The 26,223-nt window shown below is 72.7% G+C and carries 26 protein-coding genes; 15 read left to right on the plus strand and 11 right to left on the minus strand.

Translation table 11 applies throughout. The features are described from left to right. Positions 1-50: 50 nt before the first annotated feature. Complete coding sequence (locus tag IEZ10_RS10115) at positions 51-890, minus strand: LLM class F420-dependent oxidoreductase (protein WP_189246235.1); 840 nt, start codon at positions 888-890, stop codon at positions 51-53. A 322-nt stretch (positions 891-1,212) separates the two neighbouring features. On the opposite strand from IEZ10_RS10115, the gene IEZ10_RS10120 reads away from it, so the two are divergent. From IEZ10_RS10120 to IEZ10_RS10130, 3 genes are all read left to right on the plus strand, one after another. Then, a complete protein-coding gene (locus IEZ10_RS10120) occupies positions 1,213-1,455 on the plus strand; it encodes a hypothetical protein (protein WP_189246236.1) in 243 nt (80 codons plus the stop codon). Between the two features lie 340 nt (positions 1,456-1,795). Beyond that, entirely contained in the window at positions 1,796-2,299 is a 504-nt protein-coding gene (locus IEZ10_RS10125; RefSeq protein WP_189246237.1) for a GNAT family N-acetyltransferase, read from the plus strand. A 124-nt stretch (positions 2,300-2,423) separates the two neighbouring features. Further along, the gene (locus IEZ10_RS10130) at positions 2,424-3,572 is read left to right on the plus strand and encodes a VanZ family protein (protein WP_189246238.1); all 1,149 of its coding nucleotides are present in this window, start codon (positions 2,424-2,426) and stop codon (positions 3,570-3,572) included. 69 nt (positions 3,573-3,641) lie between these two features. Here IEZ10_RS10130 and IEZ10_RS10135 read toward each other — a convergent pair whose 3' ends face one another. Further along, positions 3,642-4,262, minus strand: a complete 621-nt coding sequence (locus IEZ10_RS10135; RefSeq protein WP_189246239.1) for a pentapeptide repeat-containing protein — start codon at positions 4,260-4,262, stop codon at positions 3,642-3,644. Positions 4,263-4,622: 360 nt separating this feature from the next. On the opposite strand from IEZ10_RS10135, the gene IEZ10_RS10145 reads away from it, so the two are divergent. Beyond that, positions 4,623-5,168 carry an RNA polymerase sigma factor gene (locus tag IEZ10_RS10145; protein WP_229811118.1) on the plus strand — a complete coding sequence of 182 codons (546 nt, stop codon included), beginning with the start codon at positions 4,623-4,625 and terminating at the stop codon, positions 5,166-5,168. Next, the gene (locus IEZ10_RS10150) at positions 5,165-6,400 is read left to right on the plus strand and encodes a CU044_5270 family protein (protein ID WP_189246241.1); all 1,236 of its coding nucleotides are present in this window, start codon (positions 5,165-5,167) and stop codon (positions 6,398-6,400) included. Before IEZ10_RS10145 ends, IEZ10_RS10150 begins: the two co-directional genes overlap by 4 nt. 71 nt (positions 6,401-6,471) lie before the next feature. On the opposite strand, the gene IEZ10_RS10155 is transcribed toward IEZ10_RS10150, so the two are convergent. After that, entirely contained in the window at positions 6,472-7,113 is a 642-nt protein-coding gene (locus IEZ10_RS10155; protein ID WP_229811119.1) for an RICIN domain-containing protein, read from the minus strand. A 228-nt stretch (positions 7,114-7,341) separates the two neighbouring features. Between IEZ10_RS10155 and IEZ10_RS10160 the strand changes: the two genes are divergently transcribed. Further along, positions 7,342-8,229 (plus strand): hypothetical protein, encoded by an 888-nt coding sequence (locus IEZ10_RS10160; RefSeq protein WP_189246243.1) that lies wholly within the window; start codon positions 7,342-7,344, stop codon positions 8,227-8,229. A 163-nt stretch (positions 8,230-8,392) separates the two neighbouring features. Then, positions 8,393-9,493, plus strand: coding sequence for a winged helix DNA-binding domain-containing protein (locus IEZ10_RS10165; protein WP_189246244.1), 1,101 nt, complete (start codon positions 8,393-8,395; stop codon positions 9,491-9,493). A 154-nt stretch (positions 9,494-9,647) separates the two neighbouring features. Here IEZ10_RS10165 and IEZ10_RS10170 read toward each other — a convergent pair whose 3' ends face one another. Continuing rightward, positions 9,648-10,049 carry a YybH family protein gene (locus tag IEZ10_RS10170; protein ID WP_189246245.1) on the minus strand — a complete coding sequence of 134 codons (402 nt, stop codon included), beginning with the start codon at positions 10,047-10,049 and terminating at the stop codon, positions 9,648-9,650. Positions 10,050-10,212: 163 nt separating this feature from the next. Between IEZ10_RS10170 and IEZ10_RS10175 the strand changes: the two genes are divergently transcribed. Together IEZ10_RS10175 and IEZ10_RS10180 are read left to right on the plus strand one after the other, a co-directional pair. Then, entirely contained in the window at positions 10,213-10,614 is a 402-nt protein-coding gene (locus IEZ10_RS10175) for a winged helix-turn-helix transcriptional regulator (protein ID WP_189246246.1), read from the plus strand. A gap of 119 nt (positions 10,615-10,733) precedes the next feature. Beyond that, complete coding sequence (locus tag IEZ10_RS10180; protein ID WP_189246247.1) at positions 10,734-14,426, plus strand: serine/threonine-protein kinase; 3,693 nt, start codon at positions 10,734-10,736, stop codon at positions 14,424-14,426. 80 nt (positions 14,427-14,506) lie between these two features. Here IEZ10_RS10180 and IEZ10_RS10185 read toward each other — a convergent pair whose 3' ends face one another. Further along, positions 14,507-15,157, minus strand: coding sequence for a GNAT family N-acetyltransferase (locus tag IEZ10_RS10185; protein ID WP_189246248.1), 651 nt, complete (start codon positions 15,155-15,157; stop codon positions 14,507-14,509). Between the two features lie 20 nt (positions 15,158-15,177). After that, positions 15,178-17,127 (minus strand): sugar transferase, encoded by a 1,950-nt coding sequence (locus IEZ10_RS10190; RefSeq protein WP_189246249.1) that lies wholly within the window; start codon positions 17,125-17,127, stop codon positions 15,178-15,180. A gap of 448 nt (positions 17,128-17,575) precedes the next feature. Here IEZ10_RS10190 and rsgA point away from each other — a divergent pair, with 448 nt between their 5' ends. From rsgA to IEZ10_RS10220, 6 genes are all read left to right on the plus strand, one after another. Next, positions 17,576-18,643 carry a ribosome small subunit-dependent GTPase A gene (rsgA, locus tag IEZ10_RS10195; RefSeq protein ID WP_189246250.1) on the plus strand — a complete coding sequence of 356 codons (1,068 nt, stop codon included), beginning with the start codon at positions 17,576-17,578 and terminating at the stop codon, positions 18,641-18,643. Between the two features lie 89 nt (positions 18,644-18,732). Further along, positions 18,733-19,245, plus strand: a complete 513-nt coding sequence (locus IEZ10_RS10200; protein WP_189246532.1) for a GNAT family N-acetyltransferase — start codon at positions 18,733-18,735, stop codon at positions 19,243-19,245. 184 nt (positions 19,246-19,429) lie between these two features. Next, entirely contained in the window at positions 19,430-20,017 is a 588-nt protein-coding gene (locus IEZ10_RS10205) for an RNA polymerase sigma factor (RefSeq protein WP_229811120.1), read from the plus strand. After that, complete coding sequence (locus tag IEZ10_RS10210) at positions 20,014-20,925, plus strand: hypothetical protein (protein WP_189246251.1); 912 nt, start codon at positions 20,014-20,016, stop codon at positions 20,923-20,925. The genes IEZ10_RS10205 and IEZ10_RS10210 overlap by 4 nt, the downstream gene beginning before the upstream one ends. A gap of 299 nt (positions 20,926-21,224) precedes the next feature. Continuing rightward, positions 21,225-22,499 carry an alpha/beta hydrolase family protein gene (locus IEZ10_RS10215; protein ID WP_229811121.1) on the plus strand — a complete coding sequence of 425 codons (1,275 nt, stop codon included), beginning with the start codon at positions 21,225-21,227 and terminating at the stop codon, positions 22,497-22,499. Between the two features lie 141 nt (positions 22,500-22,640). Further along, entirely contained in the window at positions 22,641-23,102 is a 462-nt protein-coding gene (locus tag IEZ10_RS10220; RefSeq protein WP_189246253.1) for a hypothetical protein, read from the plus strand. Here the strand turns inward: IEZ10_RS10220 and IEZ10_RS10225 are convergent. The 5 genes from IEZ10_RS10225 to IEZ10_RS10245 all read right to left on the minus strand — a co-directional run bounded on the left by IEZ10_RS10225 (position 23,099) and on the right by IEZ10_RS10245 (position 26,146). Then, entirely contained in the window at positions 23,099-23,860 is a 762-nt protein-coding gene (locus tag IEZ10_RS10225; RefSeq protein ID WP_189246254.1) for an ABC transporter permease, read from the minus strand. The genes IEZ10_RS10220 and IEZ10_RS10225 overlap by 4 nt on opposite strands. A gap of 9 nt (positions 23,861-23,869) precedes the next feature. Next, positions 23,870-24,670 carry an ABC transporter ATP-binding protein gene (locus IEZ10_RS10230; RefSeq protein ID WP_189246255.1) on the minus strand — a complete coding sequence of 267 codons (801 nt, stop codon included), beginning with the start codon at positions 24,668-24,670 and terminating at the stop codon, positions 23,870-23,872. After that, positions 24,670-25,080, minus strand: coding sequence for a DUF1048 domain-containing protein (locus IEZ10_RS10235; RefSeq protein ID WP_189246256.1), 411 nt, complete (start codon positions 25,078-25,080; stop codon positions 24,670-24,672). Before IEZ10_RS10235 ends, IEZ10_RS10230 begins: the two co-directional genes overlap by 1 nt. Before the next feature lie 2 nt (positions 25,081-25,082). Beyond that, positions 25,083-25,412 carry a PadR family transcriptional regulator gene (locus IEZ10_RS10240; protein ID WP_189246257.1) on the minus strand — a complete coding sequence of 110 codons (330 nt, stop codon included), beginning with the start codon at positions 25,410-25,412 and terminating at the stop codon, positions 25,083-25,085. Between the two features lie 152 nt (positions 25,413-25,564). Beyond that, positions 25,565-26,146 carry a helix-turn-helix domain-containing protein gene (locus IEZ10_RS10245; RefSeq protein WP_189246258.1) on the minus strand — a complete coding sequence of 194 codons (582 nt, stop codon included), beginning with the start codon at positions 26,144-26,146 and terminating at the stop codon, positions 25,565-25,567. Between the last annotated feature and the right edge of the window lie 77 nt (positions 26,147-26,223).

Below are 26,223 nucleotides of genomic sequence, written 5' to 3' on the forward strand. Positions count from 1 at the left end.
GGCGTCCCTACCCGGCGTCCCTCACTCGCCGTGGGCTCACCCGGCGTCCCTCACTCGCCGCGGGCCTCCGCGAGCGCCGTCTCGAAGGCGTCCATCTCGCGCCGGACGCGGTCCAGCCCGGCAGACGGCAGCCACGCCATCGCCCGGCTGACCCCCGCCTCCTCCATCGCCTGGAGCACGTCGGGGTCGGCGGGCGCCGACATCATGATGACCTCGACGCTCTTCCCGGCGTCGTCGGCCCGCCGGAACAGCTCCTTCACCCGGTCCAGGATGCCGGGGGAGTAGTTCGGCAGCCAGGCGTCGCCGTACGAGAGCACCCGGTCGAAGACCTTGGGCCCCGTTCCGCCCACGAGGACCGGCGGGCAGGGGCGCTGCGCGGGCTTGGGCCACGACCAGATCGGGCCGAAGGCGACGAACTCCCCCTCGTAGGAGGCCTCGTCGTGCGTCCAGATCTCCCGCATCGCCTGGACGTAGTCCTTCATCACCGCGAAGCGCCGCGCCGGGTCCACGCCGTGGTTGCGGATCTCCGGGTCGTTCCACCCGGCCCCGATCCCGAACTCGAAGCGCCCGCCGGTGAGGTCGTCCACGCTCGCCACCGTCTTGGCCAGGCCGATCGGGTCGTGCTGCGGCACCAGGCAGATCCCGGTGCCCACGCGCAGTCGCGTGGTGGCGAGCCCGGCCGCCGTGCAGGCGACGAACGGGTCGTAGGTGTGCCAGTACTTGCGGGGCAGTTCGCCGCCCTCGGGACGCTCGGGCAGTTTCTCCCCCGCGGGGATGTGGGTGTGCTCGCTGAAGAGCAGCGCCTGGTGGCCGCGCTCCTCGATCAGTCTGGCGACCACGGCGGGGCCGACCGCGTCGTGCGTGGCGAAATACCCGAAACCAGAGTCCATCGCCCCAACGTAACCCGCCGCGTTCCCATCCCCCGGAAGGCGCTCGGCCATCTTTTCCCCAGGTCTCCGGCTCGTTTCCCGGCGGGGCGCGGGCCCGGGAACCGGCCCGGCGGCCGGTGAACGCCGGGCCTTCATTCCTGACGGAATGCGATTCACCCTGAAATAAGGTGAAATGTCCAATTCACTTCTTATTTATGTACCTCTTCCCAGCTTTGCCGAAGTATAAGTGCTTTGCGGTTTCTTTTGGTATTCGACGATGGGCATTCTTAGGGCGTCGGTAACTCATGAGGACGAATCTGTCCTCCTGAAATCGGAGGATCGCATGGAAATCAAGACCGCCGCGTCGCTCGCCGCGGCCGCTCTCGGCGCAGTCGTTTTCGCCGGTTCCTACACCGTTCCGGCCCAGGCCGCGTCCGTGGCTCCGGTCACCGCCGCGGGTGCGGGTCTCGGCCTGGGCGTCGGCAACGGCGACAATGACGACGAGTTCTTCCTGGCGTTGGCCCTGCAGGACTTCTTCGACAACGACCGCCGCGGTGACAAGGACTGCGACGAGGACGACGACTGAGACCGTCTCCGCGCGTGACCATGTGCGGACGGGGGCGGACCCGTTTCCCACTCCCGGGCGGACGGCAGGACCCGGTGCCGGGTGAGGCGGAGTATCCACGGCACCACACCTGAACGAGACATCGGCGAACCGGGAACGTCCCGGCTGCGCGCCCGATTCCATTACGGAACGGGCGCGCAGCTCTTTTCTCCGGAGAACACCGGTCTTTTCTCTGGAAGGCGCCGCACGCCGGACCGGGCGGAAAACGGATGGCGCCGGTCACGGGGCGTGCGTCACCATCCGGGCCATGACACCCACCGAACCCGCGTCCCCGTCCGTGTCTTCGTCCCCGCCTCGGCCCTTGCCTCCAGCCGGTGAAGAACCCCGTCCCGCGCCGGATGTCCGTCCCGCCTCGATCCGGGACGCCGCCCTGCTGGCCCGGCTGAACGGCTTCGTGCACTCCGTCCACGCCGGCAACCGGCCGGACGTCTTCCGCTCCGGGGCCGCCCGCGCCGAACTGGTACCGATCTTCGAGACCCACCTGGCCCGCGAGGACGTTCGCGCCTTCGTGGCCCACCTCGCCGGTCGGCCGGTCGGCTACGCCCTCGCCGTCATCGCCGACCGTCCGGGCGACGCCCTCACGCGGCCGAGGACTTTCGTCATCCTGGAGCACCTGGCCGTCGATCCCCGGGCGGCCCGGACCGGCGTCGCCACCGCCCTGGTCGAGGCGGTGCGTACGGCGGGTAGGCAGGAGGGGTGCTCCAGCCTGCTCACCGACGTGTGGGATTTCAACGCCGACGCACGGGCCTTCTACGAGGCGGCCGGTTTCACCACGATGCGGCACATCCTCGAACGGCCCATCTAGGCTCGGAGCTCGGCGGCGTGGGCGGGCGCGGGCCGTCGGCATGGTTCGCCGGAAAGGACTCCTGAGGGAGTACTTATATCCCTAAATGTGTTGATATGTCCTCTTTGGCTAGACTTCGCGGCTTGTGGAGATCTACCTGACCCAGGCGAAAATCGCCCTGCTTCTCGCCCCGCTGGCCATCGCGCTGCTGTTGCTGCCCTTCGTGTCTCGCCAATACGGCCGCTTCGGGCACATCGGGCGATGGTCGGGTTTCGTCACGGCGATGCTCGTCCTGTACGCCTGCGGCGTGGTGGCCTTCACCCTCTTTCCGCTCCCCGAGGTGACGCCGGACTTCTGCGTGATCCGGCAGAGCCTCGCGACGCCGCGCTGGCAGCCGCTGTCGAGCATCCAGGACGTGATCAGAGAGAACGCGGGACGAGATCTGCCCGCCGCGCTGTACAGCAGGTCGGTGCTGCAGATCGTGTTCAACGTCGCCCTGTTCGTGCCGCTCGGCTTCTTCCTGCGCTACCGGCAGGGGCTCGGCGTGGCACGCACCCTGGCGATCTCCCTCGCCGGTTCGCTGACGATCGAGTTGACCCAGCTCACCGGCCTGTGGGGCCTCTACCCCTGCGCGTATCGGCTGTTCGACGTGGACGACCTGATCATCAATACGGTCGGCGCCGGACTCGGCTGGACACTGGCGGGCCCGGCCGCGCGGCTGCTGCCGGGGCCCTGGCCGGCGCCCCGCCAGGACCTCGCCCCGCCCACCGCCGGCCGGCTGGCGCTCGCCATGCTGCTCGACGGCGTGGTGTGGTTCTTCGCCTCGCCGGTGTTCGGGTTGCTCTCCGTCCTGGGCTACCGCCTCGTCACGGGTGGCCCGATGCCCGACGACGCCCTCCTGCGGGACATCCTGCCCGGCCTGTCGTACGCGGTGATCGGGCTGGTCATCTTCGCACTCATCCCGGCGGCGCGCGGGGACGGCGCCACACCGGGCCGCGCGGCCGTGCACGTCGCAGTCCGCCACGCGGTGACCGGGCGGCCCGCGCCTGTGCTCCGGCGGCTGACCCGCTCGGCCGCGCCGTACCTCGCCCTCGTCGGGGGCGCGGCCGTCGGCGGCTTCGTGCCCGTCCTCGCCCTCCTAGCCGTCCTGGAACTGGAACGGCGCGGCGTCATGGCGCGCCGGACCCGGACGCGGTTCATCACTCGGGCCGCCGCCCGCCTGGAAACCGTTCGGGGTCCGGATCATGGGGTTGAGGTGGGAAGCTCCAGCCGCATGGTCGAGCCTCGGAGGTAGAGTCCGGCCTCGTGGTCTTCCGGGGCTTCGTCGTGGCGGGCGGCCGGGCCGGGCGTGGCGGCGGGCGGGTCAGTCGGAGCGGACCTCCAGGCCCAGGGCCATGGCGAGCGTGACGGCCTGCCGTACGTCGACGACCGCGTCCTTCAGCTTGGCGACGAGGGGGTCGAGGGCCGACAGGTCGCTTCCCCGCAGGTCGGCGCGGGTGAAGTCGGTGCTGTGCAGTGAGGCGCCCGACAGGTCGGCGTTCTGGAGCACCGCGCCCTCGCAGCGCGCCTTGGTGAGGTCGGCCTCGCGCAGCCGTACTTCCCTGAAGGTCACGCCGCGCAGATCGGCCCCGGGGAGCCCGGCGAACGACCAGTCGCCGCCCTCGACCTTCAGGAGGTTGAAGGAGCAGTCGTCGAACACGCTGCCGACCAGCTTGCAGCCGGTGAAGGTCGCGTCGAAGAACACGCAGCGCTTGAATACGCAGTTGGTGAACGCGCTGTCGGAGTGGACGGAGGCGTTGAACCGCACGTCGCGGAAGACGCATTCGTGGAACGTCGCGCCCCGGCTCGTCGCCTCGGTCATGTCCACGTCGACGAAGGCGACCCGTTCGTATCGTCTGCCTGAGAGGTCCTCGCTGTCCCAGTCTTCCGACCGGATGGTCGAGTGGGTCTCGGGCACGGGCGCGCCGTGCTTGCGGTCGGCCATCACGTGCGGGTCCTTCGCTCGCGGGAACGGGCGCCGGACCGCGCCCGCGCCGGCCCGGCGGACCGGCTCTGGCAACGGTAGTGACCCGGTCCGACATTCCGGCCCGGCGCCGAACCCGTGTCCCGGCCCGGGGTGGAACCCGCGTCCCGGCCCGGCGCCGAACCCGTGTCCCGGCCCGGGGTGGAACCCGCGTCCCGGCCCGGCGCCGAACCCGTGTCCCGGCCCGGCGCCGAACCCGCGTCCCGGACCGGTGCCGGGTCCGCCGCGGCCGTGAAATTCTCCGGGGCGGCCCGTAACAACGGGCGGGCCCGGACCACTTCCCGGTGTCAGAAGAACATCCGGGACGAAAGGGGCCGGGCGTTGACGGATGATTCACGCAGGTTCACCGGCATGTACGACGAGTGCCGGCAGCGCGTGTGGGCCTACGTGGTCAGCCGCGCCGGGCGGCAGGTGGCGGACGAGGTGGTGAGCGAGACCTTCGCGATCGCCTGGCGGCGGCTGGAGGACGTGCCGGAACCGGCTCTGCCGTGGCTCCTCGGGGTGGCCCGCAACGTGCTGCGCGACACCGTGCGGGCGGAGGCGCGGCGGGAGGCGTTCGGTGCCGAGTTGCAGGCCTGGACCGCCGCGACGGGGGACGGCGTACGGCGGGCGGACGTCGCCGACGAGGTGACCGAGCGCCTCGGCGTGCTGGCCGCGCTGGCGGAGCTGCCCGAGGACGAACGGGAGATCCTGGTCCTGGTCGCCTGGCAGGGGCTCTCCCCGCGTGACGCGGCCCGCGTCATCGGCTGCTCCCAGGCGACCTTCCGCGTACGGCTGCACCGCGCGCGCAAACGGCTCGTCCGCGCCATGGAGAACCCGGTGAGCCCCCGGCCCCGGGTGAGGAACCTCAGCGAGGAGTTGTCATGAACGATCCCATCGACAGGCTGCGAGCCGCCCGTCCCGCGCACCTGGGAGACACCCCGGTCGACGAGCGCACCCGGGCGGCGGAGCTCACGCGCGCCATGGCGCAGCCCCGCCAGGAACGGCGGACGCGGCGGGCACCGGGAAGGCGGGTGATCGCGAGGCCGGCGTGGGGGCTCGGCCTCGCCGGAGCCGCCGCCGCGGTGACCGCGGTGGCCGTCGCGGTCACCGGGACCGGTGGTACGACGCCGCCCTCGCCGTCCGCCGCGCGGACCGGGCAGGCCGTGTCGTCCTCGGAGTCCCCGGCGTCCTCGCCGGGCCGTACGGCTCCGGACGGGCAGGTCCGGCTCTCCGCGCGGACCGTGCTGCTGGCCGCCGCCCACCGGGCCGCCGGCCAGCCGGACGAGACCGGCGCCTGGTGGCACACGGTGTCGGTGAGCCGGACCCTGTTCCGGGCCGAGGGCGCGGACTACACCGTCGTGGACCGGCAGCGGACCGAGAGCTGGACCCCGTCCGCCACCGGCCCCGAGCAGCGGCAGTACAGCGGCTCGCAGTCGCTCGGCGCGCAGCCCGCGACCTCCGAGGACGAGGCGGCGTGGCGCGAGGCCGGCGCCCCGGCCGAGATCCCGGTCGTGGTGCCCGGCAAGAAGGGGGCGAAGCTGTCGCTGTCCACCGGGCCCGGGGAAGTCCAGAAGGGCCAGGCCCCCCTCCCCGACGGGGACAAGGTGTTCTGGCTGGGCCGCAACGTCAGCGTGCGGGACCTGCGCGCCCTGCCGTCCGAGCCGGACGCCCTCAAGGCGTGGCTGCTGCGCTCCTACAAGGGGCACGGCACCGAGTCGAGCGCCCCGATGTCGCGGGACGCCTGGCTGTTCACCGTCACGACGGGCCTGATCGCCGACATGCCGGTCACCCCCGAGGTGCGCGGCGCGGCGTTCCGGATGCTCGCCGGGCTTGCGTCCATCGAGGTCGCCCGGGACGTCACCGACGCCGAGGGCCGCACCGGCACCGCGGTCACGATCGACGAGCCGGAGGCGTCGGCCATGGGGAAGGCGGCGGCCGGGGACGACGGGGCCCTGCGCACCCGCCTGATCTTCGACGAGAAGACCGGACGGGCGCTGGCCACCGAGAACGTCGTGGTACGGCCGGGCGGCCTCCAGGCCGAGGCGGAGCCGGGCACCGTGTGGAACTCCAACGTCGTGCTGGAGTCGGGCTGGACCGACGACGGACCCGCCTCCTGACGGTCACCCGTCGTCGACCGCGGCCGGGGCCGCCGAGCTCGTCTCAGGGCCCGGCGACCCCGGCCCGCTCCTCAGCGTGAGGACCCGTCCTCGTCGCGCCAGAACTGGTCGGTGTAGGCGGTGTCGCAGTCGGACTGGACCGGGTGGGCGTTGTCCTCGTCTCCCCGCACGACCAGGCACTGCTGGCTGGCGAGGTTCCTCAGCTGGAAGTAGCCGTTCCTGGCGAACATGACCTCCCATACCTGGTCGTCGTAGTCGCCGCAGGCGGACTGCAGGGCGGGGGAGCCCTCCGGGCCGCGCACGAGCAGGCATTTACCGCTGTTGGCGTTCACCAGCCGGTATCTTTTGTATTCGGAGTCGGCGTCCTCAAGAATGAAACGCCACTTCTGGTCGGGATAGTCGGAGCAGGACGACTGCGCGGCCTTCGCGCCGTCGGCGTCCCCGCGCACGAGCAGGCATTTACCGCTGTTGGCGTTCCTGACGTTGCGTCCGGACGCCTGGTCGTGGCCCTGGCCCTCCTGTTCCCGCCGTTCCCGGCCCTGGCTCTGACCTTGCGGACTCTGCCGCTCCCGATCTCGCACCTGCTCACGGCCCTGCTCACGGCCCTGGATCCGGTCCTGGATCCCGTCCCGCTCCGCCCAGGCGACCTGGGGCCAGGACGCGGCCGTGACACCCACCGCCAGCAGGGCGAGACCCGCTCTCCCAGCCTTCACAGCCATTGTTCGCGGTATTCGCATCGAATGTCCCCCGATGAAATCGTGTTTCACCATTCCCCGCTTTCCCGCGCACCATAGCAACGCCCCGGGCGGGCCTCAAGGAATGGCTCGGGTGTGAAACGGGAAACGAATCACCGGGGCGGGAACCGCGGTGCGGGGGACGTCACCCGGGAGCCGTGGGCCGGGGAGCCCGGAACCGTCGGTCGGATGAGGCAGGGTTGCGATATGAGCATCGACCTTTCCGCGGTCTCCTCCTTCATGGCCACCCACGCCCGCCTCCTGGACCGCCGCCGGTTCGGGTTGCCGCTGGGCGAGAGCGATCCCGCCGCCGTTCTGGTCGCGCTGGACGGCTATCGCAACCCCGACGGCGGCTACGGCTGGGGCCTGGAGCCCGACCTGCGCTCCCCGGAGAGCCAGCCGGGCGCCGCCGCGCACGCCTTCGAGGTGTTCGAGGAGATCGCCCCGGCCACGGCACCGCAGGCCACAGCACTGTGCGACTGGCTGGAGTCGGTCTCGCTGCCCGACGGCGGGCTGCCGTTCGCGCTCCCCGTCACCTCCAGCGCCGGATGCGCCCCCTGGTGGGCCGGCGCCGACACCACGGTCTCCTCGCTGCAGATCACGTCCGTGACCGCGGCCGCCGCCCTCCGCGTCGCCGCCCACGACCCGGCGGTCGCCGAACACCCCTGGCTCGACCGGGCCGTCCGCTACTGCCTGGCCGCCGTCGAGAAGGTGGACCACACGTCACACGCCTATGTGCTGGCCTTCGCCGTACGGTTCCTCGACGCCGTCCACGGCACCGCCCCCGAGGCGGCGGGCCTGCTGGAGCGTCTGGGCGAGTACATCCCCGCCGACGGGCGGGTGCGCGTCGAGGGCGGCGCCGAGGACGAGACGCTGCGCCCGCTCGACTTCGCCCCGTTCCCGGACCGCCCGGCGCGGGCGCTGTTCGCCCAGGAGGTGATCGACGCGGACCTCGACCGGCTGGCCGGTCTGCAGCGGGACGACGGCGGGTGGACCGTCGACTACGCCACGATCTCGCCCGCCGGCGCCCTCGACTGGCGCGGGTACACCACCGTGCGCGCCGTGGAGGTCCTCCGCCGCAACGGCCGTCTCTGAGACCCCGGGCCCGGAGGACCCGTCCTGGCCCGGACGGGTCCTCCGGGCCCGCGACGAAGAGGCGAACGAACCGGACAGAAACTGACCGGTATGGGATCTAGGCTCGCGGAGCCCCGCAGGACCCCGGAACCGCGGGCCCGACCCCCGAAGGAGCCCCCGTCCCATGACCGCCGTGCCCGTCGTCTCCCGGCGTACCCTCAACCGGACGCTGCTGAGCCGCCAGTTCCTGACCAGCCGTACCTCCCGGCCCGCGCTGGAGGTGGTGCGGCACCTGGTGGCGGTGCAGAGCCAGGAGCCCAACTGGCCCTACGTCGGACTCTGGACGCGGATGGCCCCCTTCACCCACGGCGACCTGGAGTCGCTGCTGCACGAGCGCACCGTCGTGCGCTCCACCTCGCTGCGTCGTACCCAGCACCTGGTCGCCGCCGACGACTTCCGCTGGCTGCGTCCCCTGATCCAGCCCTTCATCGAACGCGCCGCGCTCCGGCCCCTCTACGCCGAGCCGACCGCCGGGCTGGACCTGACGGAGCTGGCCGAGACGGGCCGGGAACTGCTGGGCGACCGGGTCGTCCCGCGCCGGAGGCTGGCCGGGCTGTTCGCCGAGCGCTACCCGGGCCGCGACGGCATGATGCTGGCCCGGAACCTGGAGCTTCAGGTGCCGCTGGTGACCTCCCCGCGGATCGGCGGGTGGGGAGGCTGGGGCACCCGTCCATCGATCGAGGTCGCCCTCGCCGACGCCTGGATCGGCGAGCCCATGGAGGCGGCGCCGTCCGTCGAGGCGATGGTCCTCCGCTACCTGGCCGCCTTCGGGCCCGCCGGCGTCATGGACGTCCAGGCGTGGTCCGGGACCACCCGGCTGCGCGAGGTGATCGACCGTCTCCGCCCGAAGCTCCGCGTCGTCCGGGACGAGCAGGGCAGGGAGCTGTTCGACCTCCCCGGCGTGCCGCTCGCCGAGGAGGACGCGCCCGCCCCGGTACGGTTCCTGCCCGCCTACGACAACATCCTGCTCGGGCATGCCGACCGCACCCGGATCATCAGCGACGAGGACCGCGCCCGGGTCATGCCCGGACGGGCGCTGGTGCTGCCGACCTTCCTCGTCGACGGCTTCGTGCGCGGGATCTGGGAGCTGCGCGGCACGACACTCGTCGTCCTCCCGTTCCGGCCCCTGACGCCGGGCGAGACCGAATCCGTGGCCGGGGAGGCCGAACGGCTCCACGCGTTCGTCGTCCCCGGCGCCTCCGCCCCGGAGGTCATCTTCTCCTGAGCCGGTCCCCGCGGCCGTGCGCCCGGCCGCGGCCGGGCGTCATCGGCGCCGCGCGTCGTCCACGGGCGCCGGCGGCCTTCGAACGGAGCGCGGCGCCGGTCCGCGTCGCCCGTGCCGCGCGTCGTCCGCGGACGACGCGCGGCACGGGGCCGCGTCACCCCTGGTCGCGGCCCGCCCGGGTCCCCTCGAAGGGGCTGTCGATGACGTATCGCCATTTCTCGTCCGGCCCGCGCCGGGCGACGTCGACGGCGGTGCTCTCGATGAGCACGGGCAGGCCGTCGGGGCCGGTGCCCTCGATGACCCAGTCGACGACCAGCAGGGCGACGTCACCGGTGGAGTGGACGTGCCGCGGCCGCACGGTGATGGGCACCCCGAGGGACTGGAACCGCTCGTTGGCGGCGTGGAGGTCCGGGCCGGCCAGCGCCGCACCGGATTCGGGGACGAACACCGCCCCGCTCTCGTACAGCTCCGCGACCGCCTCGGGGTCGCCGCTGTTGAACCGTTCGGCGAACACCGCGGGCACGTCCTCGGGGCGTTCGGCAAGCCGTCGCGTCATCGGCACAGGTCCTTTCGTAGAGCCGCCGACCGGTCCTTTCCGTCGGGCCGCCGGGCGGCCAGGCCGCCGCCGGTCCTCCCACCGGACCGCCGGGCAGAGGGTCGTGAGTCGTGGGTCGTGAGGTAGAAATCACCCGGACGCGGCAACGCTAGGAGGCGCTCTCGTGGCTCACCAAACGGTTGGTCACCCGGTACGGCCGGGCCTGCCCGACGACCCCCGTGCGGGCGTCGCCGAACCCACCCCCGCCTGCCCGGTGGAGATCACCCTCGCGGCCCTGCACGGCCGCTGGACCACCCTGGTGGTCCGGGAACTGCTGCGGGGCGACCGCACCTTCACCGAGCTGCGGGAGGCCCTGCCCGCGCTCTCGGACAAGGTCCTGTCCGAACGGCTGGCGCACCTGGTGCGGATGGGCGTCCTCGACCGCCACCGGCGGGCCGGCTGGCCGCCCCGGGTGCACTACACGCTCACCGCGCACGGCCGTGACCTCGGCCCCGTCCTGCAGGCGCTCTGGGACTGGGGCGCGCGCCACCGGCCGCTCCCGCCGGGTGGACCCGGCGGGAGCTGAGACCCGCCGCTCGTCCGGGACAGGTCCGCCCGCGCGTCCTGATGAACCCGTGACGCCCGAAGCGCGTCCTGATGAACCCGTGACGCCCGAAGCGCGTCCAACCCCTCCGAGGAGGCGCGATGGAAGCGTTGGGCACGGGGGACCCCGACCGGATCGGCGGGTACTGGCTGGCAGGACGGCTCGGTTCGGGCGGGCAGGGGGTGGTGTACGAGGCGTACGACGCCGACGGCGCCCGCTACGCCCTCAAGGTCCTGCACGCCACCACCGACCCCGGGCTGCGCGACAGGTTCCGTAAGGAGATCGCCGCGGCCCGGCGCGTCGCCTCGTTCTGCACCGCCAAAGTGATCGACGCCGACCCGGACGCGGCCCGGCCGTACGTCGTCAGCGAGTACGTGGAGGGCGTCAACCTGCGGCGCGCCGGGCGGCGGTTCGCCGGGGACGACCTGCACCGCCTGGCGACGGCCGTCGCGACCGCGCTGACCGCGGTGCACGAGGCCGGCGTCGTGCACCGCGACCTCAAACCGGACAACGTCCTGCTCGGCCCGGACGGGCCCCGGGTGATCGACTTCGGGATCGCCCGGACCGCGGAGATGTCGCTGACCGCGAGCGGCGCCGTCACCGGCACTCCCGCCTACATGGCCCCCGAGATCCTCACCGGGCAGCGCGCCGGGCCGCCGGCCGACGTGTTCGCCTGGGGATGCGTCGTGGTGTTCGCCGCCACCGGCGAGGACCCGTTCCGGGCCGACGACCTCGGCGCGGTGATGCACCGCGTGCTGACCCACCACCCCGACCTGGGCGCGCTGCCGCCGTCCGTCCGCCCGCTGGTGGCCGCCGCGCTGGACAAGGACCCCGACCGCCGTCCGTCCGCCCGCGACCTCCTGCTCGCCCTGGTCGGAGGCTTCGGGGAGGCCGGTACGGCGGGCGGCTCCGGAGGGGGCGGTCCGGCCGGCGGCTTCGGGGAGGCCGGTACGGCGGGCGGCTTCGGGGCGGACCTCCCGGCCGGGGGCGACCTGCTCGGCGCGGGCCGCCGCCGCGCCGGCGCCCTGCACACCCGGGGCCCGGCCGACCCGGCCCTCGGCGCGCTGGCCGAGGACGCCTACGCCACCCTCGGGCCCGGCGAGCGGGAGTTCGTCCCCGATCTGCTGCTGCGGCTGGTCACGATCGACGCCGACGGCCTGGAGACCGTACGGCGGGTGCCCGCGGACGAGCTGTTGCCCGAGCGTCCCGAGACCCGCCGGCGCATCCTGGACGCCTTCGGCTACCTCGTCACCGAACGCGACGGCGAGGTGGCCATCTCCCGCCCCGCCGTCCTGCGCGCCTGGCCCCGGCTGCGCTCGTGGGTGGAGGCCGACCGCGAGGGTCTGCCGGTCCTCGCCGAGATCGGCCGGGCCGCCCGCGTCTGGGACGCGCACGGCCGCCGCGACGCCGACCTGCCGCAGGGCAGCCGGCTGCAGGAGGCGCTCGGCTGGGCCGCCACCGGGCGGCGGCACCTGACCCTCATCCCGCTGGAACGCGACTTCCTCGCCGCCGCGGGCGGGCTCACCCGGCGCCGTGCCCGCCGCCGGCGGCTGTTCACGGTCACGCTGGCGGTGCTGCTGGTGCTGTCCCTGGCCGGCGCCGCCGCCTCGGTCTACCAGGGCGCCCAGGTCGCCGAGCAGCGCGACCGGGTGGCCGCCGAACGCGACCAGGCCCGCGGCCGGGAGATCGCCCGCGTGGCCGGCGACCTGCGCACCACCGACCCGGTGAAGGCCATGCTGCTCAGCGTCGCCGCCTGGCGGCTCGCCCCCGGGTTCGAGAGCCGCTCCAGTCTCACCGGCGCCATGTACGGCAGGGAGGTCGGCGTGTTCCGGCCCCCGGCGGCGCAGGGAGCCGCCGTGCAGGCGGTGAGCGGCGACGGCCGCACGCTCGCCCTCGTCGGTGAGCGCGGGGTGCGCGTGTACGACGTGGCGACCGGCCGGCAGGTCGCCGCGTGGAACTCGCCCCGGCTGTCCGGGGGAGTGGGCCACGCCGATCTGAGCGGCGACGGCCGCCTGCTGGCCGTCACGGTCTCCCAGGCCATCCTGGTGTGGGAGACCCGCACCGGCCGCCTCGCCGGAAGCCGGCCGATGCCCGGGGTGAGTCCGGAGGGGCTGGAGGCCGACTTCGCGGGCAGCGGCCACCTCCTGACGCTCAGCGACTCCGAACGGCTGTGGGACGTGCGCCGTGACCGGCTCGTCCGCATGGGGTGGTCCCCGTACGAGACGTCGTTCACCGTCGCGCCGTCCGGGCGGATCGGCGCGACGGTGAACGGCGGCAGGGTCCAGGTGTGGCGGCTGCCCGGCGTCGTGGAGGACCGCCGCTTCCCGCGCGGCTGCGGCGGCGACGTCAACGTGGTGAGCTTCAGCGCCGACAGCCGGTTCCTGATCTGCGGCGGCGCGCGGATCGAGCTGTGGGACACGGCGACGGGCCGGCGCGCCCGGCAGGCCGCCGAGGCGCACCAGCAGAGCTACAACTGGATGTGGACCTGGCCGGGCGCGGACACGCCGGTGACGCTGGACGGCGCCTCCGGGATACGGCTCAGCGACGACAACCGGCTGGCCGCCGGCTACGCCGGGACGTCCATCTGGGTCTGGGACGTCCAGGCCCACCGGGAGATCATGACCTATCGGGCTCCCGCCAACGTCTCCGCCGTCTGGTTCGCCCCGGACGGCCGGACCCTGCGTTACCGGCTCGGCGACCGGATCGTCGGCCTCGCCGTGCGGTCCCGGCTCCCGGAGTGGCGGCTCCGCGGCATCCACGACGTCCAGACGATCAGCCCCGACGGCCGGTGGCTCATGGCCGAGCCGTCCGACGCCTCCCGGCTGATGCTCTGGGACGTCCCCGGGCGCCGTCTCGCCGGGACCTTCCCCCACGACCAGACCGTGATGCCCCGCTCGATGTTCGACCCCACGAGCAGGAGCGTCGCCGTCGTCTACGACGACCACCGGGTGGAGGTGCTCGACGTCGCCACGCGGCGCAGACTGTGGAACCACGAACTCGGCGCGGGCCGGAAGGCGACCGGGCGGGCGTTCAGCCCGGACGGCCGGACCCTCACCGTGGCCGACTGCGGCACTCGGGGCGACCCCGCCGACCCGGGGAGGACCGGCGACGAGGCCCCGGAGACCTCCGCCTACCCCGTGCGGAGCGGCTGCCGGCTGCGCGTGTGGGACACGCGCACCGGCCGGGAGATCCGGACCGTCAAGCTGGACACCCCGGTCTCCGGCATCGTCTACCTGCGCGACGGCCGCATGCTGGCCTCGGCCGAGGGCCGTCTCGTCGACACCGTGACGGGCGGGTCCGCCGGCGGGGGATACGTCAGCGCTCCCGGCGGGGCGGTCAACGTCACCGCGGACCCGACCGGAAGGTGGCTCGCGGTCGGCGACGGCGAGCGGGTGACCCTGTGGGACATCCGGAACCGCGGCCCGCTGGCTCCGGACCTGCCCGTCGCGGCGCGCGACTCCGGCCTCATGGTGTTCTCCCCCCGCGGGGACGTGCTCGCCACCGTGGACGACAACGAGATCATCCGGCTGTGGGACACCGCGACCCGGCAGCCGATCGGGGAGGGGATCGACGTCCACGACGCCGACGAGTATCTCGGGCTCTACCCGGCCTTCACCGCCGACGGCGCCCGGCTGCGCCTGGCTGGTGTCGGGGGCTACGTCTACGAGCTGCCCGTCGCCCCCGGCCTGATGGCCGACGAGGTCTGCGCGCGGGCCGGCCGTACGCTCACCCGGCGGGAGTGGGGCGAGTATCTCGGCGGCGTGCCGTACCGCGACGTCTGCGCCGCCTCCTGACCGTCCCTGGCCGCCTCCTGACCGTCCCTGGCCGGTCCTGGCCGGCTCTGACCGGGCTTGGTCGGACCGGTGCGGCCCGGTCAGGGACGCTCGGGCTCGATGAGCAGGGCCTCGGCGCCGACCGGGCGGAAACCCGCCGCGAGGGAGGCCCGCACACTGGCCGCGTTGCCGGGCGCCACCTGTGCCCACAGGGTGTGGGCGGCGCCGTCCACCGTGGTGAGGAGGTGCCGGCCCGCCAGCGCCAGCAGCCTGCCCAGGCCCGCGTCCCGGTGGCCGGGATCGACCTCGCCCGCGATCTCCCAGCGGCCCGCCACGCCCCGGCCGAGCAGCACGACCCCGCCGTCCGCCTCCCACACCCGCACGTCGTCGCGGTGCCGCAGGGCCCGCCGTACCCGGGGGTGGCCGCGGTCGGTGAGCTCCGTGAGCGGCATCGGCGGCGGGCCGGTCAGCGGTCCGGCGGTCAGCAGCATGTCCACGTTGTCCACCCGCCGCCCGGTGCGCTCCTCCAGGGCGCGCAGGAAGCGCGGGTGCAGGGGCGCGGACAGGTCATCGGCGGGAAGCAGGCCGCGCAGCCACTCGTGGTCGACGTCGGCGAACACCACGCTGTGCGCGGTGAACGCGATGACGCCGCAGTCGCGCGGGCTCGGCTGGCCGGTGAACCGCACGGAGCCGTCGGCGGCCGGGAAGTCCCCGCGTCCGGCCGCCTCCAGCAGCCTGCTCAGTTCGTGCACGCGTCGGTCCTTTCGCGGCGCTAGGAGATGCGCTGCCAGTATGTGGAGATGAAGTCCCAGAGGATCTTCCGGTCCGAGGCCAGGCTCGCGTGCCGGTCATGCCAGAGGCCCGTGAAGCCCCGCTGGATGTCGTAGGCGCCTATCTCCGTCTTCGGCTTGAGGCCGAGCTCGACGGTCTTGTTGGGGAACGGGCCGAACAGCCCCGGCTTCCCGGCCAGGTCCGCCTCGTTCCAGCGCGGCCCCAGGACGGGGCCGACGGCCTCTCTCGTCTTCTGCCTGTCGGCTTCCAGCAGCGGCCGGTCGTTGATGACTGACATGTCCTTCTTGTAGAGGACGTTGTAGGCGAGCTGGACGAACTCGTCGAGGCTGGTCCTCGCCCAGAGCGCGCCGACCTTCGTACGCCGCGGATCCGACGCGCCGAGGCTGCCGTCCTTGCCGTCGGTCGTCGACATGGTGCGGCCCTTGGCGATGTCGAACTCGCGGCCGAACTGGCCGACCCGTTTCTGCAGGAAGAAGGGGTTCCTCCGGTCCTCGGCGAACTTCGCGAGGGCGAAGACGGAGACGGCGGGAGCGGTGATCGTGAGAATCCCCAGGGCCCACTTGACGTCGTGCCACCGCTTGGCCGGGCTCTGCTTCCAGTCCCTGCCCCGCAGGCTCGCGTAGCTCGGGGCGGGCCAGGCGCGGGAGGCGATGCCCGCGCCGGTGCTGAGCACGGAGATGCCGAATCCCATCCCGGCGGCGTGCCCCCAGTCCCAGCCGGCGCCGCCGGCCCATCCCACGGTCGCCAGCACGGTCGTGCTCACCGCCCCGCCGACCAGGGTCCGGGAGAACGCCCGCTCCCACGTGGCGGACTCCATGGCCTCGGCCAGGCCGGTGAGAGTGGGGCCGCCCCGGCGCAGGAGGGCGGGCAGCGCGGCGTGCGCGCCGGCCATCAACCCGCCGGCGAGCGCTCCGTGCGACAGGTCCCGGACCAGCTCCGCTCCGTCGACGGTTCCTGTGGCGAACAACTGGTCGATCACTCCCAGCCCGCCGGAGAACATCGCGCCCAGCGCGGCCTGACGGATCATCAGCAGGACGATCCGCAGCGCCAGGCCCTCCATCCGGAGCAGCTTCCTCACCACGAGGTCGAGCACCGGGCCGAGCCGGGGGGCCAGCAGCCTCGCGAGGAGCATCAGCGTCAGCACGAACGCCGCGGACGCGATGAACCGCTGCCTGGCCTCGACGATCGCGTCATGGGCGATGCGGGCGCAGCCGGCGAGGTGCTCGCACCGCCGCCGCAGGTCCGCCAGCCACCCCTCCTCGCCGTGAACCAGCCGCGCGGCCCGTCCGAACGCGGCCGTGGCCGACCCTGACCCGGCCCGGACCGCCCGCCCGGACTGCCCGGCGATCTGCTCCTGGACGTCGCCGACCACCCGCGCCATCGCCGTCGCGGCGTCGTGAAGCCGCGCCACCCCGTCGAGATCGCCGTCCGGCCACGCCGCTCCGAATCCCACGGACTCCAGGAACCAGATCGCCTGGCTCACGAAGCCGGGCGGCGGCGTGGTCGACGGCAGGCCACCCGGGCCCGGCTCAAGCCGATACACCTCCGGGTCCCTCAGCCATCCCGGGCACGGCGGCACGTACGGGACCCCGCTGTTCGCCTCCTCGGCCGTGGCGTACTCGCATCCGGTGACGACCATTCCGGCCGCCATCTCGCGCAGCAGGTTCACCGCCAGGGCGAGGTCCCTCAGGAGGTCGTCGCGTATCCGGGCGAACCCCGGCACGCCCGCCCCGGGATCGCCGTCGAACAGTGCCCGGCCCAGGTCGTCCTGGCCGAAGGGCCGCTCGTCCATCGCCCGGCAGAACCGGTCCACGCCCCGGGCCAGCTCGTCGGCGGCCTCCCGGACGCCTCTCCCCGCGCCGGTCCAGATCTCCGGGTCGAACTCCAGCACTCCCGCGAGGGCCACGTCGTCGGTGGCGATGTCCCTCAACCGCCCCTCAAGTCATGATCAACGGCAGACGCCGCGAACTCTAACAGGGCCTCCGCTTCGTCCCCGGACCGGTGGCCCCCGTCAGGCGACGGTGATCTCCAGCAGGGGCGGCATCCGCCCGCCGCTTCCCGGCCTCCGCCGCCGGCGGGGACGGCGGCCCCGGCCGAGGCGGGACGCCGCCCGTCGCGTCCGTCTGCTCGGACGCCGTAGAAGGCGGGTGGCCGCGGGTGCTAATCTGCTGATCGTTACGCGTCGGATGCTCGGATGAGAGGGAGGTGAGGTTTGATGACCGCGGTGAAGACCGCTGCCGTGCGCAGCGCCCGGACAATCCTCACGTCCCGGGCCCCGGTCTGACCCATTTCCTTCCCTCCGCTGTGAGCCCGTCCGGCTGCTGAGGCGGAGCGGCGCCTGTGTCTCGTCGGGGCCCCTTCCCGCAAGGTGTCTCACATTGTCAAACCTCTCCGACTCCGGCCTGTCCCGCTACGGATGGACCGGAGCACTCGACCACGCCTTCGCAGAACACCGCGAGGCCGGCCTGGTGCCGGCCCGGATCGTACGGGTGGACCGCGGCCTGTGCGACGCGGTCACCGAGTCCGGGCCGGTACGGGCCCGGATCGCGGTGTACTCGCCCGATCCGCTCCAGGCGCCGTGCACCGGCGACTGGGCCGCGCTGCGCCCCGGCCCCGCCCCGGAACTGGTGGCTCTGCTGCCGCGGAGCAGCGCGATCGTGCGCTCGTCCGCCTCCCGTTCCTCCCACGGGCAGGTGCTCGCCGCCAACGTCGACACCGTCGCCGTCGTCGTCTCCCTGGCCGTTCCGCAGGACCCGGCCCGGCTGGAGCGGCTGCTGGCCCTGGCCTGGGACAGCGGCGCCAGGCCGCTGATCGTGCTCACCAAGGCGGACCTGGCACCCGACCCCGCCGCCGCGCACGCCGAGGCGGGCGCGCTGGCCCCCGGTGTGGACGTCCTGCTCACCAGCGTGGCCACCGGCCAGAACATCGACGTGCTGACCGCACTGCTGAGCGGTACCACGGTCCTGCTCGGCTCCTCAGGGGCGGGCAAGTCCAGCCTCGGCAACGCGCTGCTCGGCGACGAGCTTCTCTCCACCGGCGCGGTACGCGCGCAGGACGGCAAGGGGCGTCACACCACCGTCCGCCGCGAGCTGGTGCCCCTTCCGGGTGGCGGTGTGCTCATCGACACGCCCGGCCTGCGCGGCGTGGGTCTCCACGACGCCACCGGCAGCCTGGAACAGGTCTTCGCCGAGATCGAAGACCTCGCCCGGGGTTGCCGCTTCGGTGACTGCGCCCACCACACCGAGCCCGGCTGCGCGGTACGGGCCGCTATCGAGGCGGGAGAGCTGACCGAGCGTCGCCTCAACAGCTATCGCAAGCTGCAACGCGAGAACGCCTGGGCGGCCTCGCGGACGGACGCGCGGCTGCGCGCCGAACGCGGCGACCGGCAGAAGGCCATCACCAGCCACCTGCGCGCGACCTACGCGTTCAGGGACCGGCAGTCATGACCGGCCGCATCCCGCCGGTCATCCCCTCGTCACCACAGACCCACGCCCTGCGCCCGCAGGCGAGCACGGAAACGGACTCCGACCCCGCCATGACCATCTCCTGGACCACCCGCCCCGAGACCGCCGCCGACCTCGTCCCGATCCGCGAGGTCAACCTCGCCGCCTTCCCCACCCCGCTCGAGGCCGACCTGGTCGAGGCGCTGCGGGCCGACCCGCGGGCGTGGATCCCCGGCCTGTCCTGGGTCGCCGAGGCGCCCGGTGGCGGTGTCGCCGGATTCGCCCTGCTCACCCGCTGCCATGTCGACGGGGCTCCGGCGCTCACCCTGGGCCCGTGCGCCGTCAGTCCCGAGTACCAGCGGCAGGGCGCCGGCTCCGCCGCGATCCGCGCCGCCCTGCGCGCCGCCCGCGAGCAGGGGGAGAACCTCGTGCTCGTGCTGGGCCACGCCGAGTACTACCCGCGCTTCGGCTTCATCCCGGCCTCCCGTCACGCCATCCGGCCGCCCTTCGACGTCGCGGACGAGTACATGATGGCGCTCGCCTTCGATCCCACGCGGCCCGTGCCGTCCGGCACGATCCGCTACCCGGAGGCGTTCGGAATCTGACCCCGGCACGTCGGCGGGGTGCCTGAGAGCGACGGAGGACCGATCGCTCTCGGGCACCCTCAGCCGGGCGGCGCAGGCGCGGATGCGCGTGCCCGAACTGAGGCGGATACCGCGAAAAATGTAATTTCTCCCTTCGCGCCCCACAAGAAAGGAAGAGAACACGGTCGGCGAAAGGGCGGAACAGGTGGCAGACACCGCACCCGATGCGGAGGACCTCCGGCGGACGATGCGCGATCCGGAGGCGTTCGAGGAGTTCTACCGAAGACACACCGAGTCAGTGAGCCGTTTCGTGGCGCGCCGGGTGACCGACCCGCACACGGTGGCCGACCTGACGATGGAGGTCTTCCTGGCCGCCGTCGACACCGCGGGCAGCTACCGGCCCGAACGCGGCAGCCAGGCGGCCTGGCTGTACGGCATAGCCCGCAACGTCGTGGCGACCGAGCACCGCAGGGCCGCCCGGGAGGTCCATAAGGCGGACCGGGCCGCGGGCCGGCGCCCGCTGGACGCCGACGACATCGCCCGGCTGGAGGAGCGGATCGACGCCGAACGGGACGCCCGCCGCCTCCTGTCGGCCATCGCCGCCCTGCCGAAGGGGCTGCGGGCCGTGGCTGAACTGGTCCACCTCGACGGACTGCCGGTCGAGGAGGCCGCCGCCGCCCTGCGCATCCGCGTCGGGACCGCCCGGGTGCGGCTGCACCGCGTCCGCCGCCTGCTCAGGACCGAACTCGACGCCCGCCGCCCGGAGCCCGCCATCGCGAAAGGAATGTCATGACGACCAGTGAGAGACGTCTCGCCGGGTTCGAGGAGCGGCAGCTCGCCGAGCTCAAGGAGCACATCGCCGCGCGGTCGGCGGCGGCGCCGGCGAGGAGGCCGCGGGGGCGCCTCCTCCTGGCCGCCGCGGCCGTCGCCGCCGGCGTCTGCGCCGCCGTCGCGATCCCGGCGGTGTCCGGGGGCGGCGGCGAGTCCGCCTACGCCGTCACCAGGGACGCCAACGGGGTGGTGTACGCCGAGCTCCGCGACTTCCGCGACGCCGCCGGGCTGTCGGACCAGCTGCGGAGGCTCGGCGTCCCCGCCATCGTCGACTACACGCCCGAGGGCAAGATGTGCCGGGAGCCGCGCGGGAAGTACGTGAAGGACATCCCGCGGGACCTGTACCACGTGCCCGAGTCGATCCCCGGTGAGAAGGACGGCTGGCGGATGCGGATCGACACCCGGCTCTTCAAGCCCGGCCAGACCTTCGTCTGGACCATCGGGGAGGGCAGCACCAGCACCATCCTCATGGAGGGCCCGGTGGGGCCCTGCGAGCTGGTGGACGCGCCCAAGCCGAAGGAGTATCACCCGCCCTACCGGCTGGCCACCACCAAGGGCCGCTCGCTCGCCGGGTACCGGGTGGACGAGAAGACCGTCGGCGAGGCCGTCCCGGAGATCGAGAAGCGCGGCCTGAAGGTCGTCTACGTGATCATGGGCATCCCCCCGGGCAACCCCGGCGGCTACGGGGAACTGCGCGTCCAGAAGACCCCGGTCGGCGAGGACTGGACCGTCTGGGAGGCGGAGGAGGTCATCGAGGGGCCGAAGGACACGCCCACCGGGGTGATCCGCCTCCTCGTCACCAAGGAGCACTACGACCGGAACCCGGTCTACGGCGGCCCCCGCGACGCCGTCTTCCCCGACGGATCCTGACCGTCGCACGGCCCCTGGGAAGGTCCACCGGCCCGCCGCGACGGTTCACGGCCGTCGCGGCGCCGGTTCACCGGGACCGAACCGGGAGCGAGGATCCGGTGAACCGGCCATATGTACGGTTCGAGATGCCGTGAACCGTACTTTGGGCCGATATCGCCGGGGACCCGAATCCGCAGGATCTTTCCATGCCATACGAAGATCCTTGTCCGGCGCTGGGAGCCGGGAGCCCGGGCGAGCATGCGACCCGGACCGACCACCGTTCGAGCGGTACGAAGCCGGAGCGGAGCGGTGCCGGGCCCGTGTCGAGGGGCGCCCTGGCCGTCGTCGCCGCGCTGCTCGCCCTCGTGGTCGCCGCCCCCTGCGCGTCCACGTCGGCCTCCGCCTCGACCGTGTCCGCGTCCGTGGCCACGGTGACCGTCGCCGTGCCCGCCTCCGTCGGTCCCTCGGCCGCGCGGAGCGGCACGCCGGACGGTACCCCGAGCGGCACACCCGTCGGCACCTCGATCGGCGCGCCGTATCTGCCCAGGCCGACCGGTCCCCATCCGGTCGGCACGACGTCCCTGCATCTGAGAGACCTCTCCCGGCCGGACCCCTGGGTGCCCGGGGTGAAGGCGAGGGAGCTCATGGTCTCCCTGTGGTACCCGGCGAAGTCACCGGGCGGGCGGCGGGCACCGTACATGACACCGAAGGAGTCGGAGCTCCTCCTGAAGGGAACGGGGATGACCGGCGTGCCGGCCGACGCGTTGAGCAGGACGCGCACCAACGCGTTCCGCGACGCGAGCCCGGCCGGACGCAGGCGCGGCCTGCCCCTGGTGGTGCTCTCTCCCGGCTTCACCTGGCCCAGGAGCTCGCTGACGGCGCTGGCCGAGGAACTCGCGAGCCGCGGCTACGTGGTGGCCGGCATCGACCACACCTACGAGACCTTCGCCACGACCTTCCCCGACGGGCGGGTCACCACCTGCGCCGCGTGCGAGCTCGAAACCGACGACTTCGGCGGGAAGGCGGTGGAGAGCCGGGCGGCCGACACCTCCTTCGTGCTGACCGAGCTGGTCGGACCACGCTCGAAGTGGCGGGGCGGCGCCCTGATCGACCCGTCCCGGATCGCGATGGCGGGTCAGTCCCTCGGCGGCGCGAGCGTCGCCGAGACCATGCTGAAGGACTCCCGGGTGCGCGCCGGGATCAACATGGACGGCCGGATGTTCGCCCCGATTCCCGTGAGCGGACTGGCGCGGCCGTTCATGTTCCTGGGCGTACGGGGACCGCACAGCCCGGGAAGCGGCGAGGACCCCACATGGGACCGTGACTGGAGACACCTGACCGGCTGGAAACGCTGGCTCGTGGTGACCGGGGCGGTGCACGCGTCCTTCACCGACTACGACCTGCTCGCCAGGCAGATCGGCGTCGACCTCGGCGGCACCCTCTCCGGACCCCGCACGGTGGAGATCACCCGCGGATACGTCAGGGCCTTCTTCGACCTCCACCTCCGTGAGAAGCCGCAGGCCCTGCTGAGGAAGCCGTCGCCCCGCCATCCCGAGGTCATGTTCTGCTCCCCGGAGACGAAGACCTGCGGGTAGGGGGCGGGCGGGGGAGGTCGGCCGGTGGGTTCCGCCGAACTCCCCGCCCGCTCCGGGCGTCGAACCCCTTCGGGGGCTCACCGAACGCGCCACGCGCGGAGAACCGGAAGGCGGCGCAGGACGACGATGGAACCCACGACGGTGAAAGAGAGAGTCGGCAGGCGGGTCTTCGGCGCCATGATGGCCGGGGCGATCCTCCCGGTGGCGCTTCTGGGCTGGGCGTACGTGATGAGCAAGGTGTCCCCCTCCCGGATGTGCGGTGGGTTCATCGGGTGCCTGGGTTCTGTCGTCCAGGTCTGGGAGGTGGGCCGCTGGGCGGCGATCGTCCTCGCCTGGCCGCTGCTGTACGTCCTGCGGGTGCGGCCCGCCTGGCCCGTCGCCGTCGTGGGCGGGCTGTTCCTGGTGGCGATCTGGGAGTTCGCCCTGTCCTCGGTGCCTCCGCTGAGCATCGTCATCGACCTCATCGTGCTCAGCGCCCTGATCGCCTACTCGTGCGCCGTCCTGGTCGCCGGGCCCGGGCTCACCCGGTTGTGGCGCGCCGCGATCACCGCGGCGTTCCTCGCGCTCTACCTTCTCGGTCTGCTGTCTTCGCGGGGCCTCTAGGAGATCCTGCGGCGGTAGGTGTTCATGGCGAGGACGTACGCGACGACGAGGATGCCGGCGCACCAGGCCAGGGCGATCCAGATGTCGGTGCCGACCGGCTGCCGGGCGAACAGGGCGCGGATGGCGTTGACGATGGACGTCACCGGCTGGTGTTCGGCGAAGATGCGCACCGGGCCGGGCATGGTGCCGGTGGGCACGAACGCCGAGCTGAGGAACGGCAGGAAGATGAGCGGGTAGGAGAACGCGCTCGCGCCTTCCATGGTCTTGGCCGTCAGGCCGGGGATGACGGCGATCCACGTCAACGCCAGGGTGAACAGGATCAGGATGCCGGCGACCGCGAGCCACGCCGACACCCCCGCCGTCGAGCGGAAGCCCATGAGCAGGGCGACGAGCACGACGACCGCGAGCGAGATCAGATTGGCGACCAGCGAGGTCAGCACGTGCGCCCACAGCACCGACGACCGCGCGGTCGGCATGGACTGGAACCGCTCGAAGATGCCGCCCTTCATGTCCATGAACAGCCGGTACGCGGTGTAAGCGATGCCCGAGGCGACCGTGATGAGCAGGATGCCGGGCAGCAGGTAGGTCACATACGAGTCCGACCCCGTGTCGATCGCGCCGCCGAACACGTAGACGAACAGCAGCATGAAGGCGATCGGCATGACCACGGTCGTGATGATGGTGTCCGGGCTGCGCGCGATGTGGCGCAGGGACCGTCCCAGCAGGACGGCGGTGTCACCGAGGAAGTGCTTGCTCATCGTCGCTCCTTACGCGTCCGTGCCGATGTTGCGGTCATGGGCTTTCCCGCCGTCGGCGCCGACGAGCGCGAGGAAGATCTCCTCAAGGGTCGGCTGCTTCTCGACGTACTCGACCTTGGCGGGCGGCAGCAGCCGCTTGAGCTCGGCGAGGGTGCCGTCCACGATGATCCGGCCCTCGTGGAGGATCGCGATCCGGTCGGCGAGCTGTTCGGCCTCGTCGAGATACTGCGTGGTGAGCAGCACCGTCGTGCCGCGCGCGGCGAGTTCCTTGACGGTCTGCCACACCTCGATGCGCGCCTGGGGGTCGAGCCCGGTCGTCGGCTCGTCCAGGAAGATGACCGGCGGATTCCCGACCAGGCTCATCGCGATGTCGAGGCGGCGGCGCATGCCGCCGGAGTACGTCGACGCCTTCCGCCCGCCCGCGTCGGTCAGCGAGAAACGATCGAGCAGGTCGTCGGCGACCTTGCCGGGATTCTCAAGGTGCCGCAGCCGGGCGACCAGCACGAGGTTCTCCCGTCCGGTGAGGATCTCGTCCACGGCGGCGAACTGCCCGGTGAGGCTGATCGACTCGCGCACGTCCGCGGCCTGCGTGGCGACGTCGAAGCCGTTGACGCGGGCCGTGCCCGCGTCGGCCCTGAGCAGCGTGGACAGGATCTTCACGGCCGTGGTCTTGCCGGCCCCGTTGGAGCCGAGCAGGGCGAAGATGCTGCCGCGCGCCACGGTGAGGTCCACGCCGCGCAGCACCCGCAGCTCCTTGTAGGACTTCTCCAGGCCCCGCACCTGGATCGCCGGGGCCTGCTGTGTCGTCATCACTCGGTCCTGTCCTCTCCTGCGGGCTCTTCGCCGGCGGCACGCTTGATGGCGCTGGTGAGACGGTTGCGCTCCCGGTTCCGCCACTGTCCGGCCGGGTAGTTGGCGACGAACGCCTCCACGAACTCCACGGGGTCCTCCCCGAAGAGGTCGCGAATCGGGGTTTCGTCGATGGCACTCCGCTCGAACAGGTCGGCGAGGTCCTCGTACATCGTCATGTCGGCGCCGTCGGTCAGCCCGAGGTGCAGCAGGTACCGCTCCATCGCCTCGGCCGCCGTACGGTAGTCGGGGGGAAGCTGACTGATGCGCGTCTTGTACCGCCGGTAGCGCCGCTTGTCCTCCAGCGACCCGGTGACCACCTCCAGGTACCGCCGGTAGCGGTTCTTCGGCTCGTTCGGCTCTGCCGCCATGGCTACTTGCCTCCTTCGCGGAGCTGTTCGAGCCTTCCGGCCAGGAAGCTCCAGGTCGTCCAGAACTCTTCGAGGTACTCCCGTCCCTGAGCGTTGAGGGAGTACACCTTGCGTGGCGGCCCCTTCTCGGACGGGACCTTCTCCACGTCGACCAGGCCGCGCTGCTCGATCCTGACCAGCAGGGCGTAGATGGTGCCCTCGGCGATGTCGGAGAAGCCCTGGTCGCGCAGCCAGGCAGTGATCTCGTAGCCGTAGGCGGGCCGGCCGGACAGGATCGCCAGGACGATGCCCTCCAGCGTTCCCTTGAGCATCTCCGTCACGAGCTTGCCCATGGAACACCTCCTTTCAGCTATTCGGCGTTGCTAGGTACTGGTACAAAGTAACACTGACTACCGGTACTTAGCAACGCCGAATAGCTGAGGCGCAAGCCGGGACGCGGGCCGAGGCCGGCGTCCGCCGTGCCCCGTCCTCTGTGGTGCGTTCCCTACGGTGTCTCCCCTGGCGTCTCCCGCGGTGTCTCCCCCGGCGTCTCCCGCGGCGGCTCCTCGGCCGGGAACAGGATCGGGCTGAGCAGGTGCCGGGTGCGGTGCGGGGCCGGGCCGTACGCCAGCCGGGGCAGGATCGCGGCGCGCAGCTCCTCGATCAGCTCCGCGCGCTCCTCCTCGCCGAGCCAGACCGCGTGCTGCCGGTAGCCCACCAGGTCGGCGGCAGGGTCGGCGCCCTCCCGGTCGAGGTAGGCGCCGAACTCGGCGATCAGGGTGGCCATGGCGGCGGCGAACACGCGCCGGTGGTCCTCGGGGGGCAGCGACGCGGCCGTCCCGGCGTCCACGACCGCCCGCTCCCGGCGCAGCCGGTAGCTGCGCTCCACCGCGCCGCGCACCCGCTGCTCGCCGGCCACCTCCAGGAGGCCGTGCTCGGCGAGCAGCGCGACGTGCCGGTACACGGTGGCCTTGGAGACGTCGGGTATCCGGTCGCACAGCTGGGCGGTGGTGAGGATCCGTCCACCGGACATGGCGTGCACGACGCGCAGCCGTACCGGGTGTGCGAGCAGTTCCAACGCGTCCACCGCGTCATGCTCGCAGAGCGCCCGACCGTTCGCAATCTTGCGAACGGTGCTGATCGGGTTTACCGTTCTCAAACATG

The organism is Streptosporangium pseudovulgare (genome assembly GCF_014648055.1).
Classification (GTDB): Bacteria; Actinomycetota; Actinomycetes; order Streptosporangiales; family Streptosporangiaceae; genus Streptosporangium; species Streptosporangium pseudovulgare.